This window comes from Amycolatopsis jejuensis (assembly GCF_000717335.1).
Classification (GTDB): domain Bacteria; phylum Actinomycetota; class Actinomycetes; order Mycobacteriales; family Pseudonocardiaceae; genus Amycolatopsis; species Amycolatopsis jejuensis.
Genome location: NZ_JNYZ01000004.1, coordinates 113,751 through 127,633 on the forward strand (window position 1 = coordinate 113,751; position 13,883 = coordinate 127,633).

At 69.1% G+C, this 13,883-nt stretch carries 13 protein-coding genes and 1 pseudogene; 1 reads left to right on the plus strand and 13 read right to left on the minus strand.

Features of this window, described 5'->3' with window-relative positions; genetic code table 11:
* Window positions 1-7: 7 nt before the first annotated feature.
* The 12 genes and pseudogenes from atpA to OO71_RS05330 form a co-directional block, all read right to left on the minus strand.
* Entirely contained in the window at window positions 8-1,648 is a 1,641-nt protein-coding gene (atpA, locus tag OO71_RS05280; protein ID WP_033288491.1) for a F0F1 ATP synthase subunit alpha, read from the minus strand.
* A gap of 60 nt (window positions 1,649-1,708) precedes the next feature.
* Complete coding sequence (locus OO71_RS05285; RefSeq protein ID WP_033288492.1) at window positions 1,709-2,533, minus strand: F0F1 ATP synthase subunit delta; 825 nt, start codon at window positions 2,531-2,533, stop codon at window positions 1,709-1,711.
* Between the two features lie 6 nt (window positions 2,534-2,539).
* Window positions 2,540-3,088: a F0F1 ATP synthase subunit B gene (locus OO71_RS05290; protein WP_033288493.1), complete on the minus strand. Its 549-nt coding sequence runs from the start codon at window positions 3,086-3,088 to the stop codon at window positions 2,540-2,542.
* Between the two features lie 28 nt (window positions 3,089-3,116).
* Window positions 3,117-3,371, minus strand: coding sequence for an ATP synthase subunit c family protein (locus OO71_RS05295; RefSeq protein ID WP_033288494.1), 255 nt, complete (start codon window positions 3,369-3,371; stop codon window positions 3,117-3,119).
* Between the two features lie 57 nt (window positions 3,372-3,428).
* Complete coding sequence (gene atpB / locus OO71_RS05300; protein WP_033288495.1) at window positions 3,429-4,214, minus strand: F0F1 ATP synthase subunit A; 786 nt, start codon at window positions 4,212-4,214, stop codon at window positions 3,429-3,431.
* A gap of 383 nt (window positions 4,215-4,597) precedes the next feature.
* On the minus strand, window positions 4,598-5,062 hold the full coding sequence (locus OO71_RS05305; protein ID WP_033288496.1) for a Cg1360 family ATP-synthase-associated protein: 465 nt from the start codon (window positions 5,060-5,062) through the stop codon (window positions 4,598-4,600).
* A 49-nt stretch (window positions 5,063-5,111) separates the two neighbouring features.
* On the minus strand, window positions 5,112-6,269 hold the full coding sequence (locus OO71_RS05310; RefSeq protein WP_033288497.1) for a glycosyltransferase family 4 protein: 1,158 nt from the start codon (window positions 6,267-6,269) through the stop codon (window positions 5,112-5,114).
* Window positions 6,270-6,347: 78 nt separating this feature from the next.
* A complete protein-coding gene (locus tag OO71_RS05315) occupies window positions 6,348-7,004 on the minus strand; it encodes an L-threonylcarbamoyladenylate synthase (RefSeq protein WP_033288498.1) in 657 nt (218 codons plus the stop codon).
* 192 nt (window positions 7,005-7,196) lie between these two features.
* Window positions 7,197-8,366, minus strand: coding sequence for a hypothetical protein (locus tag OO71_RS05320; protein WP_033288499.1), 1,170 nt, complete (start codon window positions 8,364-8,366; stop codon window positions 7,197-7,199).
* A 96-nt stretch (window positions 8,367-8,462) separates the two neighbouring features.
* Window positions 8,463-8,666, minus strand: a pseudogene (locus tag OO71_RS51970) (peptide chain release factor N(5)-glutamine methyltransferase); the annotation flags it as partial.
* 67 nt (window positions 8,667-8,733) lie between these two features.
* The gene (gene prmC / locus OO71_RS05325; protein WP_033288500.1) at window positions 8,734-9,600 is read right to left on the minus strand and encodes a peptide chain release factor N(5)-glutamine methyltransferase; all 867 of its coding nucleotides are present in this window, start codon (window positions 9,598-9,600) and stop codon (window positions 8,734-8,736) included.
* A 92-nt stretch (window positions 9,601-9,692) separates the two neighbouring features.
* Window positions 9,693-11,231: a GMC family oxidoreductase gene (locus OO71_RS05330; RefSeq protein ID WP_033288501.1), complete on the minus strand. Its 1,539-nt coding sequence runs from the start codon at window positions 11,229-11,231 to the stop codon at window positions 9,693-9,695.
* Window positions 11,232-11,326: 95 nt separating this feature from the next.
* Between OO71_RS05330 and wsfD the strand changes: the two genes are divergently transcribed.
* A complete protein-coding gene (gene wsfD, locus OO71_RS05335; protein WP_033288502.1) occupies window positions 11,327-12,745 on the plus strand; it encodes a glycan biosynthesis hexose transferase WsfD in 1,419 nt (472 codons plus the stop codon).
* 3 nt (window positions 12,746-12,748) lie between these two features.
* On the opposite strand, the gene prfA is transcribed toward wsfD, so the two are convergent.
* On the minus strand, window positions 12,749-13,816 hold the full coding sequence (prfA, locus tag OO71_RS05340) for a peptide chain release factor 1 (protein ID WP_033288503.1): 1,068 nt from the start codon (window positions 13,814-13,816) through the stop codon (window positions 12,749-12,751).
* Between the last annotated feature and the right edge of the window lie 67 nt (window positions 13,817-13,883).

The following is a 13,883-nucleotide window of genomic DNA, read 5'->3' on the forward strand; positions in this document are numbered from 1 at the left end:
TACCAGCTCACTTCTTCGGGGCGGGCTTGTTGACCTTGACGGTCTCCTGCCCGACCTTCTCGGCGTCCATCGCGTCGGCGCCCGACTCGACCAGCGGCTTGCCCTCGGAGGTAGTGAACTCCTTCTTGAACTCGTTCACCGCGGCGACCAGGCCGTCGCGAGCCTCGTCGGTGAACTTGCCGGAGTCACGGATCGCACCGAGGACCTCGGTGTGCTTGCGCCGCGCCGAGTCGAGGAACTCCTGGTTGAAGCGGCGCACGTCCTCGGTGGGCACCGAGTCGAAGTGGCCGTTCGTGCCCAGGTACACCGTGGCGACCTGCTCCTCGACCGGAACCGGCGAGTACTGCGGCTGCTTGAGCACCTCGTACAGCCGGGCACCGCGCTCGAGCTGCGCCTTCGACGCGTCGTCGAGGTCCGAGGCGAAGGCGGCGAACGACTCCAGCTCGCGGTACTGCGACAGGTCGATGCGGAGCGAGCCCGACACGTCCTTCATCGCCTTGACCTGCGCGGCACCACCCACGCGGGACACCGAGATGCCCACGTCGATGGCCGGGCGCTGACCGGCGTTGAAGAGGTCCGACTGGAAGAAGCACTGGCCGTCGGTGATCGAGATGACGTTGGTCGGGATGTAGGCCGACACGTCGTTCGCCTTGGTCTCGATGATCGGGAGACCGGTGAGCGAGCCCGCGCCCAGCTCGTCCGACAGCTTCGCGCACCGCTCGAGCAGGCGGGAGTGCAAGTAGAAGACGTCGCCGGGGAACGCCTCGCGGCCCGGCGGGCGGCGCAGCAGCAGCGAGATCGCGCGGTAGGCGTCGGCCTGCTTGGTGAGGTCGTCGAACACGATCAGGACGTGCTTGCCCTCGTACATCCAGTGCTGGCCGATGGCCGAACCGGTGTAGGGCGCGATCCACTTGAAGCCTGCCGAGTCCGAAGCGGGGGCGGCGACGATGGTGGTGTACTCCATCGCGCCCGCGTCCTCGAGGGACTGCTTGACCGAGGCGATCGTGGAGCCCTTCTGCCCGATCGCGACGTAGATGCAGCGCACCTGCTTCTTCGGGTCGCCGGTCTCCCAGTTCGCCTTCTGGTTGATGATCGTGTCGACCGCGACGGCCGTCTTGCCCGTCTTGCGGTCGCCGATGATCAGCTGGCGCTGGCCACGGCCGATCGGGGTCATCGCGTCGATCGCGGTGATGCCCGTCTGCAGCGGCTCGGACACCGGCTGGCGCTCGACCACCGAGGCGGCCTTGATCTCCAGCGGGCGCCGGGTGGTGGTCTCGATGTCGCCGAGGCCGTCGATGGGCGCGCCCAGCGGGTTCACGACCCGGCCGAGGTAGCCGTCGCCGACCGGCACCGAGAGGACCTGGCCGGTGCGCTTGACCTGCTGGCCTTCTTCGATGCTCTCGAAGTCGCCGAGGATCGCGGCACCGATCTCGCGGGCGTCGAGGTTGAGCGCCACGCCGAGGATCCCGCCAGGGAACTCGAGCAGCTCGTTGGCCATGGCCGAGGGCAGCCCCTCGACGTGGGCGATCCCGTCACCGGCGTCGGCGACGACACCGACCTCTTCCCGCTCCACCGAAGGGGCGTAACTCGAGACGTAGTTCTCGATCGCGTGGGCGATCTCGTCCGAGGAGATCGTCAGCTCGGCCATTTCGTTCCCGCTCTCGCTTCTCTTCTGTCAGTGTGCAAAGTCTGTGGTGCCGAAACCGGCCTAGGCCCGGCTCAGCGTGCGGCGCACGGCCGCCAGCTGCCCGGCGGTGCTGCCGTCGATGATCTCGTCCCCGACGCGGACGACGAGCCCGCCGCCGAGCTTCGGGTCGACCTCGACGTGCAGCGCGATCGGCCGCCCGTAGATGCCGTCGAGCTTGGCCCCGAGCCGGGTCCGCTGCTCGTCGGTGAGCGCGTTCGCGGCGGTCACATACGCGACCGAGCGCTCCCGCCGCTCCGCGGCCAGGGTGACCAGCTTGTCGAGCCCGTTGCCGACCCCGCGCCCCTTGGCGCGGCGCACGACCTGCTCGACCAGTGTTTCGGTGACGGCGTCGACCTTGTCCGCGAACAGCCCGCGGACCAGGGTCCGCTTCGCGTCGGCGGGAGCGGCCAGGTCGGACAGCGCCGCCTCGAGCTCCGGGGAGCCCGCGACGATCCGCGCGACCTGGAACAGCTGGGACTCGACGGTCTCGATCTTCCCGGTCTTCTCGGCGGCGGTGAGCAGCGCCGAACGGCCGACCGACTCGAGCCCGTCCACCAGCTCACGGGGGCTGGACCAGCGGCTGCCCGCCACGGTGTCGAGCACCTGCAGAGCCGGTTCGCCCAGCTTCCCGTCGAAAAGGCGGCGGACGAGACCCTGGCGGCTCTCCGGGGCTACCGAAGCGTCACCGACCGCGCGGCGCAGGCCGATCTCGCGGTCCAGGAGGTCGACGACCGAGAGCAGCTCGTCCCCGACCACCGCGGGATCAGTACCCGCGGCGGCCAGCACCTCGCCGAGGCGTTCCCCGGCGAGGTCGAGCGCTTCACGGCTCGCAGCATGCAGCGTCATCTCTGGCTACTTCCCCGATCCGTTGGACGACCCAGCGGTCTCCAGCTCCGACAGGAACCGGTCGACGGTGCCCCGGCGGCGTGCCTCGTCCTCGAGCGACTCGCCGACGATCCGGCCGGCCAGCTCGACCGCGTTGCGGCCCATCTCGGCCCGCAGCTCGGCGATGATCTGCGCCTTCTGGGCCTGCAGCTGGGCGTGCCCCTGCGCGACGATCCGCTGGGACTCGGCCTCGGCCTGCTCCCGCAGCTCGGTCTTGATCTGCTCGGCCTCGAGCCGGGCGTCGTCCCTGATCTTGGCGGCCTCGGAGCGGGCGTCGGCCAGCTGGGCCTTGTACTCCGACAGCGCCTTCTCGGCCTCGGCCTGAGCCTTCTCGGCCTTCTCGATGCCGCCTTCGATCTTCTGCGCCCGCTCCTCGTAGGTCGCCTCGAAGCGGGGGACGACGAACTTCTTCAGGAGGAACAGCAGGATCAGGAAGGCGACGATGCCGAGGATCAGTTCCGAGGGGTCCGGAATGATCGGGTTCTCCGATGCGAGCACCATTTCGGTCTTCAGCACAACGTCTCCTTATGCGAGAGCGGACGACTCAGGCGGAGGCGATGAAGTAGATGACGATCCCGATCAGGGCCAGCACCTCGGTGAGCACGAAGGTGGCGTAACCGATGCCCTGGAGCTTGCTCTGGGCCTCCGGCTGACGGGCGGTGCCGTTGATCACCGCGGCGAAGATCAGGCCCACGCCGATGCCCGGGCCGATCGCGCCGAGGCCGTAGCCGATCGCGGCGAGGCCCTTGTTGATGCTGACGGCCTCAGCGGCGGCCTGGGCCAGAACGATGTTGCTCACGTGCGTTTCCCTTCACTTCGGTCCGCGCACTCACGCGGATCGGGGCTTCTGGTGTTCTCAGTGTTCCGACGCCAGCGCGGCGCCGATGTACCCCGCGGATAGCAGGGCGAAGATGTATGCCTGCAGCACCTGGATGAAGGCTTCCAGGAACGTCAGGCCGATGGCGAAGATCCACGCCACCAACGACACCGGCTTCAGCGCGATGCTCGAGGTCTCGGTGAGCAGGAACGTGCCGCCGAGAGTGAAGACCGCCAGGATCAGGTGCCCGGCGAACATGGCGGCGAAAACACGGATGGCGAGCGTGAGCGGGTTCAGGAAGAATTTCTCCGCGAACTCGATCACCGCGAAGAGCGGGAGCACCGGACCGGGGACCCCGGCGGGCGCGAGCTCTTTCTTGAAGTACGCGCCGAGGCCGTGCTTCTTGATCCCGGCGTAGTGGTACATCGGGTAGACCACGAGCACCGACAGCGCGATCGGGAACCCGAACCGCGCCATGGTGGGGAACTGCAGGAACGGGATGACCCCGTAGAGGTTGTTCAGCAGAATGAAGGTGAACAACGCGAAGATGACCGGCACGAACCGCTTGAAGTCTTTCGAGCCGATCTGCTCGCGGGCGATGTTGTTGCGCGCGAAGTCGTAGATGAACTCGGCCACGAACTGGCCTTTGCTCGGCACGACCTTCAGCTTGCGCGTCGCCAGCAGGAAGTACCCCGCGATGATGATCACCGAGAGCACCACCAGGAGCATCGGCTTCGTGACGAAGCCGAACAACGGCGGCAGCTCGAAGCTTTCGGCGCCAGGGGGCGCGAAGGTCGCACCCTCGGTCAGTACCAGCGCGGCCACTGGGCTCCTCCCGGTTCTCCCGGCCGGCGTTCACTCCGCCGGGGGAATCGTCACGATCTGGACTTAACGTACCCGATACGCATCGGGACGCCGGAGGCGGCTTACCCACCGCGCGCGGGACCCGGTTTCCCGGTCCGTGCACGGGGATGTCTCGCGTGAACACTGCCCTGCGGTCTACTTCGGACCAGCGGCTGGAAGAGGCGGAACCATCCGGTCGCCACACTGCTGATCGCGGTTCGTCTTCGGGAGTGCGCGGCCGAGGCCGCCACCCATGAAGCGGACCATACCAGCAGGTCAATCAGTGCCGTACAGGCGTACTCCTAACCATCCGTTCGGTCGAGGACCTAAGTCCCGTCCCGGCCGGGACCCGCGTCCCGAACCGGTCATTCACCGGCCGGGATGATCGTGGGCATGCGGGTCTTGCGGAAGCTCGCGAACTCCACGGCGGCGGCCACGAGGATGGCGACGATCATGGTGATGCCCAGCGAAAGCGGGTGCAGCGCGGTGACGCCCTTGAGCAGGGTGAGCGCGAGGAACAGCAGGATGACCTTGGCGGCGTACCCGCCGAGCGCGATGAGCATCACGAACGACGGGTCCTGGCCCGCGCTGATCTTCATCATGCCGAGCGTGGACAGCGACGCGGCCATCGCGAGCACCCCGCCGACCAGCGAGCCGAGGAACCCGGGCAGGCCGTTGAGAACGCTGAAGAGCACTATGCAGGCGAGGATGAACGGCGGGGTGAACAGGAGCGAGGCCCTGGTCATCGACCGCGCCAGCGCACGCACCGGGGCGGCGTGCGGGTTTTCCGCTTTCGCCTGCGTCTGGTCCGGCGTTTCGCTGTCGCTCACGTACTTGCTCCTCGTTCGATTCGACCCGCCAGTATAGCGGGCGCCGTGGTCAGACTCCGTGGCGGTGCCGTGCCCGCAACCGTGGTACCAGGGAAACCAGCACCGCGGCCACCAGCGCGGCGGCGATGACCCAGAACACCACCGGGCTGTCGAACAGCGTGACCGACACCGCGCCGAAAGCAAGAATTCCTGCCCACAAATAGATGAGCAGTACGGCACGGCGTTGTGAATGGCCGATTTCCAGGAGCCGGTGGTGCAAATGCATTTTGTCGGCGGCGAACGGGCTCTGCCCGCGCCGGGTGCGCCGGATCACGGCCAGCACCAGGTCGAGCACCGGCACGAACAGCACCGCGGCCACGACCACCAGCGGCGACAGCAGGGCGAGCGCGTCCGAGGCGGAGAACCGGGTGTAGCTCACGCGTCCGCTCGCCGACGTGGTGGCACCGGCGAGCATCAGGCCGATCATCATCGATCCGGAGTCGCCCATGAAAATCTTGGCAGGCTGGAAGTTGTACGGGAGGAAACCGAGACACGCTCCGGCGAGGGTCGCGGCGATGAGCGCGGGCGGGTACGTGCCGAAGTCGCCGCCGGTGCTGTCGAGAAGGCCGAGCGAGAACGCGCAGGTGGCCGTGGCGGCGATGAAGCCGAGTCCGCCGGCCAGCCCGTCGAGGCCGTCGACGAAGTTCATCGCGTTGACCATCATCACGACCATCACCACGGTGAGCAGCGCGCCCTGGTTCTTGTCCAGCACCAGCACCGAGCCGAACGAATCGCCGGTGCCGCCCCACGGCACCCAGAACGACACCCACTGCACGCCGAAGATCACCAGGATCCCGGCGCACATGACCTGTCCGGCGAGCTTGGTCCAGGCGTCGAGCTCGAACCGGTCGTCCAGCGCCCCGATGAGCGAGATGACCCCGGCCGCGAGCAGCACGCCGACCGAGTCGAGCGAGGCGTCGAAACCGTGGCTCAGCGCGGGAAGCTGGTGCGCGAGGCCCATCGCCGCGGCGACCCCGAGGTAGATCCCGACGCCGCCCATCCGCGGGATCGGCTTCACGTGCACGTCGCGGGCCCGCGGGTTGGCGATCGCGCCGACCCGGATCGCGACGCGCCGGACCAGCCCGGTGAGCAGGTACGTCACCGCGGCCGCGGTGAGCGCGACGAGCAGGTACTCCCGGATCGGGAGAAGTCCTTGGACTGCAGGCATGACCGGGTCAGGCCCGCCGGGAGGTCGGAGTCACCGCGTCACGCTACCGCGCCCGCGTGCGGTCCCGGTGAACGGCGGTCACTCTGTGCTGAGCGACTCCGCGGGTACGCCGATGACCTCGGCGATGGCGTCCTTGGTGACCGCACCTTCGCGCAGCACCGTGGGGTTGTCGCCGGTGAGGTCCACAATCGACGAAGCCACCGGCTCGCCGCTGGACCCGCCGTCGAGGTACACCGAAACCGCGTCGCCGAGCTGCTCCTGCGCCTCGGCGGCGGTCGACGCGGGCGGACGGCCGGACACGTTCGCGCTCGACACCGCCATCGGGCCGACGTCGCGCAGCAGCTCCAGCGCGACCGGGTGCAGCGGCATCCGCAGCATCACGGTGCCCCGGGCGTTGCCGAGATTCCACTGCAGACTCGGCGCATGCGGCAGCACGATCGACAGGTCGCCCGGCCAGAACGCCTCGATGAGCGCCCGCGCCTGCGGCGGCACGCCGAGCACCAGACCGTCCACAGTGGACCACGAACCGACGAGCACGCCGACCGGCATGTCCGGGCCGCGGTTCTTGGCCCGCAGCAGGGCCTGCACGGCCCCGGCGTCGAACGCGTCGGCACCGATGCCGTACACCGTGTCGGTGGGCAGGACGACCAGCCTGCTGGACCGCACGGCGGCAGCCGCCGCGGAAAGCCCTTCGGCACGGGTGTCGCGCTTGCCGCAGTCGTAGACCGCACTCATGCCGGGCAGCCTAGCCCGCCCTCTCCGGTCCGGCCCCGCCTGCCCGTCGCTGCCAGCCCCGCTCACCCCAAGCACCCCAATGTGGCATTGGGTGCATGCGACGCACCCAATGTGGCATTCGCTGCATCTGACGCACCCAATGCCACATTGGGGCGATCTGGTGCGGCGGACGGCGGCGGCAAAGGGCCCGGGTCAGCTGCCGTAGGTGGCCTGCTTGACCGTGAAGACGTTGCGGTTGCCCTTGCCTTCCTGCAGGGACCACAGCAGATCGGCGCCGTTCGGGTCCTCCCAGTACGAGATGCTCTCGCCGTAGCTGACCCACGGGTGCGTGGCCGGGCCCGCGGACGGGGTCCAGTAGTACAGCTGCTTCGCGCCGGAGGAGTTGAACCACCAGCGGCCGTTGTGCGAGGCGACGCCGTTGAGCTGGTACCAGGGCAGCTTCAGCGCCTGGCTCGCCGTGGTCGACGCGGCGAACACGCCGGAGGCGAACGGGAAGCGAATCGCCCGCGGAGCGCGGTTCGGGTAGTCGGTGCAGCCGGACTGGCAGGTGTACTCGGTCATCACCATGGATTTGCTGACCCGGTCCAGCGAAATGCTCGACCACGACAGGTTCGTGCCCGACGTGGTGTGCGCCGCGACCGTGCCGACCTGCGGCAGGACGTAGCGGTAGTTGTGCGCGTAGTACTCGTCGCCGGAGCGGCCGATCTGCCCCGCGGACCCGCCGGAGTTGACCTCGAGGATCTTGCGCATGTCGAAGACCCGCATGCCACGGCCGGTGTCGGCGACGTACAGATGGTCGCCGTACCAGGAAACGCCGCCGGCGTGGATCGGGATGTCCTTGAAGTCCGGCGCGGACCCGGTCCCGGTGGGCTCGACGAGCAGGATCTTGCGGTACTTGTTCGGGTAGGTGGCATCCCAGTCGACCAGCGTGATCCGGCTGCGCACCTGGTTGCCGCCACAGGCGTCACGGGTGTACCAGCTGACCGCGACGAGCTGATGCCCGTCGTAGTTGCCCCCGACGGCGTCACGGCTGGTGGTGATGCCCTGCGGGTAGTTGGTGCAGTCGCCGTTGTCGGTGTCGTCGAAGCGGAAACCGCCGGTGAGCCCAGCGAGCTTGAAGTCGCCCGGGAGGCCGGTCCGTTCGTGGTTGGCGTTGTCCATCACGGTGTGCACGGGCCGGGTCGGCAGCCGGGACGCGAGGCCGGAGTTGACGGCGTCGAACTGGTGGTAGTCCGCGGTGAGTGTGTACTCGCCGGTGGGCAGGTTGCTCGGCCCAGCGGCGGCTGACGCGGCAGCGGTGGTCGCGGTGGTGGTGATGAGCAGGGCGCCGCATACGACGGCCAGCCGGTTGCGCAAGGACATGACTCTCCCCCAAAGCCGAGTCTGTTGGCGCCGCCCACGGTAGGGGTTGCGTACGGTGCGGGGCAAGGGATTGTCGCCGTGGGGAAAACTCGCCGGTCAACCCAGGCGGCGGGCGGTGACGTACCTTGCTCGGCCAGTCAGGTCGGGGTGATCCTCAACGCCGGTGAGGACCCGACGAGCACGCACCAACGCCGGAACCGCCGACCCATGCGTGTCATCATGCTCGATCGCCAGCCCGCCACCCGGACGCAACAACCGCGCACCCGCCGCAATCGCGTGCCGGATCACCCCCAGGCCGCTCAACCAAAGCGGGCAGTGCGATTGCGACCGGTCCGGCCGCAATCGAGGCCGGACCACCCAAGACAACTCAACCCAGGCGGCGTGCGGTGACATAACGAGCCCGGCCAGTCAGGTCGGAGTGATCCTCAACGCCGGTGAGGACCCGACGAGCACGCACCAACGCCGGCACCGCCGACCCATGCGTGTCATCATGCTCGATCGCCAGCCCGCCACCCGGACGCAACAACCGCGCACCCGCCGCGATCGCGTGCCGGATCACCCCCAGGCCGCTCTCCTGGGCGAACACCGCGCGTACCGGGTCGTGTTCGCCGACTTCCGGGGGGACCTGGGTGCCTTCCGGTACGTACGGCGGGTTGCACAGGACCAGGTCGACCAGGCCGTCCAGCTCCGCGAACATCGTCGGGTCGGCGATGTCGCCCGAGTAGAGGCGGATCGGGGTGTTGCCTGCCGCGGAGTGGACGTCGGCGTTGTGCCGGGCCCACGCGAGTGCCTGCGGGTCCACGTCCACCGCGTACACCACCGCGTCCGGGCGCTCGTTCGCCATCGCCAGCGCCAGCGCGCCCGAGCCGGTGCACAGGTCGACCACCACCGGGTACTCGCGGCCCTGCAGGAACTTCACGCCCCATTCGAGCAGCAGCTCCGTCTCCGGCCGCGGTACGAACACCCCCGCGCCGACGTTCACCGTGATGTTTCCCAGCGCCGCCCAACCCGTGAGGTACTGCAGCGGGATCCGTTTCGCCCGCTGCGCGACCATCTGCCCGATCGCTTCGATCACCGGCGGGTCGACCAGTGGCACCATCGGCAGCCTGCCCCGGTCGACGCCGAGTACGTGCGCGGCGATGAGGTCCGCATCCGACCGCGGCGATTCCACGCCCGCCTCGGTGAGGATCCGGGTGGCCTCCATGATGGCCAGGCGCAGCGGCTGCCGATTCACTGGTCGTCCTTCACTCGTCGTACCCAGCAGGGGTGCTGCCCAGGGTATCGACAACCGCCCCGGCACCGGGGACGCCTGGCCGGGTCGCGGGTTCAGCGGGTCAGCAGCTCGGCTGCCCGCTCGCCGACGAGCACGCTCGGCGCCATGGTGTTCGCCACGGTCACCTTCGGCAGCACCGACGCGTCCGCCACACGCAGCCGGTCGATTCCCCGCACGCGCAGCGAACTGTCGACCACCGCCTGGTCGTCGTTGCCCATCCGCGCAGTACCGCATTGGTGCCAGTACGTCTCCACCGCGTTGCGCAGGAAATCCTCCAGGTCGATCCCCAGCCTCGGCGCCACCTCGCGGGCGGCGAACGGGCGGAGGGCGGCGGAGTTGCCGATTTCCCGCGTCCGCTCGATGGCGGAGAGCGCGGAGCGGACGTCCGCGGGATCGGACAGGAAACCGGTGTCGATCCTCGGCGCGGCGAACGGGTCCACGCCGGACAGCCGGACCCGGCCGGTGCTGCGCGGACGGAGCGCGGGCATCAGCGTGATGGCCTGCTCGGGCGGCGGGTACTGCGCCGCAATCTCCTCGGAAACGGCACTGCCGGGGATGGTGTACAGCACGAATTCCGGCCCACCGGGACGGCTTTCGTCCCCCCAGAAAGACACCGACTTGCTGCGCGACGACAGTGGCAGCGAGACGTCGTCGGGGGCTTCCCAGACACAGCTGAACCTGATGTGGTCATTGAGGTTGCCGCCGACCCCTGGCAGGTGCTGGACGACCGGAATTCCGAAGCCCCGCAACTCTTCCTCGCCGCCGATGCCCGACCGCTGCAGCACGGCCGGGGTGTTGATCGCGCCGAGTGAGAGCACCACTTCCCCGGAAGCGAAGACCTGGAGCGCCTTGCCGTCCCGGATGATCTCGACCCCGGTGGCCCGGCCGCCGGAAACCAGCACGCGGGACACCGTGGTGCCGGTGAGCACGGTCAGGTTCGGCCGGTCGGCGTGGTCGCCCAGGTACGCCCGGAAGGGACTCTGGCGGACACCGTCGCGGTTGAACTCGTCCAGGATGGCGCAGCCGGTGACGTGCTCCATCAGCTCGCCGTTCGCGCTGCCGAACCGCGGGATCCCGGTGGATTCCGCGCCGTCCAGCGCCGCGGTGAACAGCGGATGGACGTCCTGAGCAGGCTGGATGTACATCGGGCCGCCGGTGCCGCGGCGCGCCGGATCCGGTGTTCCGTGCCAGTCCTCGATCCGCCGGTACCGCTCCAGCACCTGCTCGTAGCCCCACGCCGGATCGCCGGTGACCTCGGCGTAGCCGTCCCAGTCGGTCCGGTGCCCGCGTGCCCACACGCCGGCGTTCACGCTGCCGCCACCGCCGAGGACGCGGGCCATCGCGTACCCCAGCCGCCGGTCGTTCAGGTGCGGGTTGGGTTCGGCGAAGAAGTCCCAGTGCCGGTCGGTCATCAGGTTCAGCGGCCACTGGTCCGGGTCGAGCACGCTCGGCACGTCGTCGGTACCGCCGCTTTCCACCAGGAGGACGCGCACGTCCGGGTCGGCGGAGAGGCGGCCGGCAACGACCGAACCGGCCGGACCGGCGCCGCACACGAGGTAGTCGAAGGTCGCACCGTCGTCGAGAGAAGTCACCTTCGCAACGTAGGTCCCCAGACCCGCCTGCCAGGCGAGTACTGCCCCGCCCAGTCCCGAGGTCTGCCCGGGAGGTCACCCTTTAGACTCGCCCGGTGAGATCCAGGGACCTGCGCTTCGGCCTCGGGGTGTTCGCCGCCTCGCTCGTGCTGTTGCTGCTGCGGTTCCTCGTTCCCCGGCCGGTCGGGATGGCCGACAACGGGGACGGCTGGCGGCTGCTGTGCCGGCTCGGCGGACGGCAGCTGGACCGGCCGTCGGAAGGCTTTGTGCGGTTCAGCTACGGGTCCGCGCCACCGTGCGATTCGGCGTACATCTCGAGCCAGAACTGGCTCGACTGGGCGGCGAGCAAGCTCGGTACCCTCTTCGGCGCGGCCGGCGTGCTCAACCTGCTGGTTCTCGGCGTACTCACCTGCATTCTCGTCGCGGGCGCGATCACGGCCACCGTGCTCGGGCTCGACCTGAACCGGCGCAACCGAATCATTGCCACTGCGCTGCTGTTGCTCGTGATGGGCGATTCCGCGTTCTTCGGCTATTTCGCGTCAGTGCTCAGCGAAGGCGCGGCGTTCCTCGGCATCCTGCTGATCTGCGGCGGCCTGCTGCTGATGCACCGCACGCGCGGTCTGCGCTGGACCGGCGCCGCGGTGACTGTCCTCGGTGGACTCATCGGGCTCAACGCCAAGTCGCAGACCTTGTTGCTCATCCCGCTTTTCGCGGTCGCGTTGCTGCTCACCCGCCCGCCCGGCGCGCGTGGTCGCGAACGCTGGGTGCTGCCGCTGGCGGTACTCGCGATCGTGGGTGCGGGCACCTTCGCGATGCAGTCCCAGGGAGATCCGGCCAATACGGAGTACCGCGAGGCCAACATGTATCACGCGGTTTTCGACTCCATTGTGGACGGTAAACACGACACCAAGGCCGACCTCGCCGCGCTCGGGCTGCCGGAGTCGTTCGAGAAGTACATCGGCACCGGCTGGTGGAGCGAAAACGCCGCCTGGCACGATCCGCTGTACCCGCAGTACCGCGACAAAATCAGCCGCCGCAATGTGGTGCAGTACTACGCTTCGCATCCCGCGCGTACGGCGGAAATCCTTCAGCAGGGCGGAATCGACGCCCTCACCGCGCGCCCGGAGAACCTCGGCAGCTTCGGCGAGCTGTCCGGGCAGCCGCGCCTGGCGAAGGAGTACCGCGTCCCGGTGTTCTCCGGTCTCGCCGCGCTGGCCGCGCCGCTGGGCTTGTTCGTGCTGATCCCGATCTGGGTGCTGATCGCCTTGGCGGGCGTCCGCGCCTTCCGCCACCGGCGGCGGGAGTACGGGATCGTGGCGTTCCTGCTGGTGTTCTTCGCCGTGGGCCAGCTCGGGCTGTCCGCGCTGGGCGAAGGCGTCGAAGGCGTGAAACACCAGCTGCTGACGCTGTTCCCGACGGTGCTGGCCATCGTGTTCGCGATTCTCAGCCTGCTCCCCCGCGAGGAAACCACGCCCGAGAAGATCGAAGCGGCCGAAGAGCTCGCCGCCGCCTGAGGCTCAGCCTGCCTGTGCGAGCCGTTCCTCCCGGTCGGCGGTGGCCAGCGCGTCGAGCACGCCGTCCAGCTCGCCGTCCAGGACCTGGTCCAGGTTGTACGCCTTGTAGTTCACCCGGTGGTCCGAGATCCGGTTCTCCGGGAAGTTGTACGTGCGCACGCGTTCCGAACGGTCCACCGTGCGGACCTGCGACCGGCGGGCGTCCGACGCCTTCGCGGCGGCCTCCTCCTCGGCGATCGCCTGCAACCGCGCCTGCAGCACCTGCAGGGCGCGCGCCCGGTTCTGGATCTGCGACTTCTCGTTCTGGCACGACACGACGATCCCGGTGGGCAGGTGCGTGATCCGCACCGCCGAGTCCGTGGTGTTCACGCTCTGGCCGCCGGGGCCGGACGAGCGGAACACGTCGATGCGCAGGTCGTTCGGGTCGATCTCGACCTCGACCTCCTCCGGCTCCGGGTAAATCAGCACCCCGGAGGCCGACGTGTGGATGCGCCCCTGCGATTCGGTGGCGGGCACCCGCTGCACGCGATGGACGCCGCCCTCGAACTTCAGCCTCGACCACACGCCGTCGACCTCGGCCGCCTTCGTCTTGATCGACAGCGTGACGTCCTTGTACCCGCCGAGGTCCGACTCCGTCGAGCCGAGCACCTCGGCCTTCCAGCCGTGCCGTTCGGCGTACCGCAGGTACATCCGCAGCAGGTCCCCGGCGAACAGCGCGGATTCCTCGCCGCCCTCGCCGGATTTGATCTCCATGACCACGTCGGAGCCGTCGTACGGGTCGCGCGGCAGCAGCAGTTCGGTGAGTTTCGCTTCGAGCTGCGGGATCTTCGCGGCGAGCTCGTCGGCCTCGGTGGCGAACGCCGCGTCCTCCGCCGCCAGCTCACGGGCCGCGGTGAGGTCGTCACGGGCCTGGTCCAGCTCGCGCACGGTACGCACGACCGGGCTCAGCTCGGCGTAGCGGCGGCCGAGCTTGCGGGCCCTGGCCTGGTCGGCGTGCACGGCCGGGTCGGCGAGCTGCTGTTCCAGCTGCGCGTGCTCGTCGAGCAGCCCCTTGAGCGAACTCGAATCCACTTCGCCGCCTTCCTCTCCCGAACGGGCCCGGACAGAACGACGGCGCCCACCCGGGCGTGCGGGTGGG

Coding starts and splice junctions, on each gene's coding strand:
- OO71_RS05315 (WP_033288498.1), bottom strand. CDS start 7,004: ATGAGTGCGGTCTACGACTGCGGCAAGCGCGACACCCGTGCCGAAGGG.
- OO71_RS05285 (WP_033288492.1), bottom strand. CDS start 2,533: ATGACGCTGCATGCTGCGAGCCGTGAAGCGCTCGACCTCGCCGGGGAA.
- atpA (WP_033288491.1), bottom strand. CDS start 1,648: ATGGCCGAGCTGACGATCTCCTCGGACGAGATCGCCCACGCGATCGAG.
- OO71_RS05320 (WP_033288499.1), bottom strand. CDS start 8,366: ATGTCCTTGCGCAACCGGCTGGCCGTCGTATGCGGCGCCCTGCTCATC.
- OO71_RS05310 (WP_033288497.1), bottom strand. CDS start 6,269: ATGCCTGCAGTCCAAGGACTTCTCCCGATCCGGGAGTACCTGCTCGTC.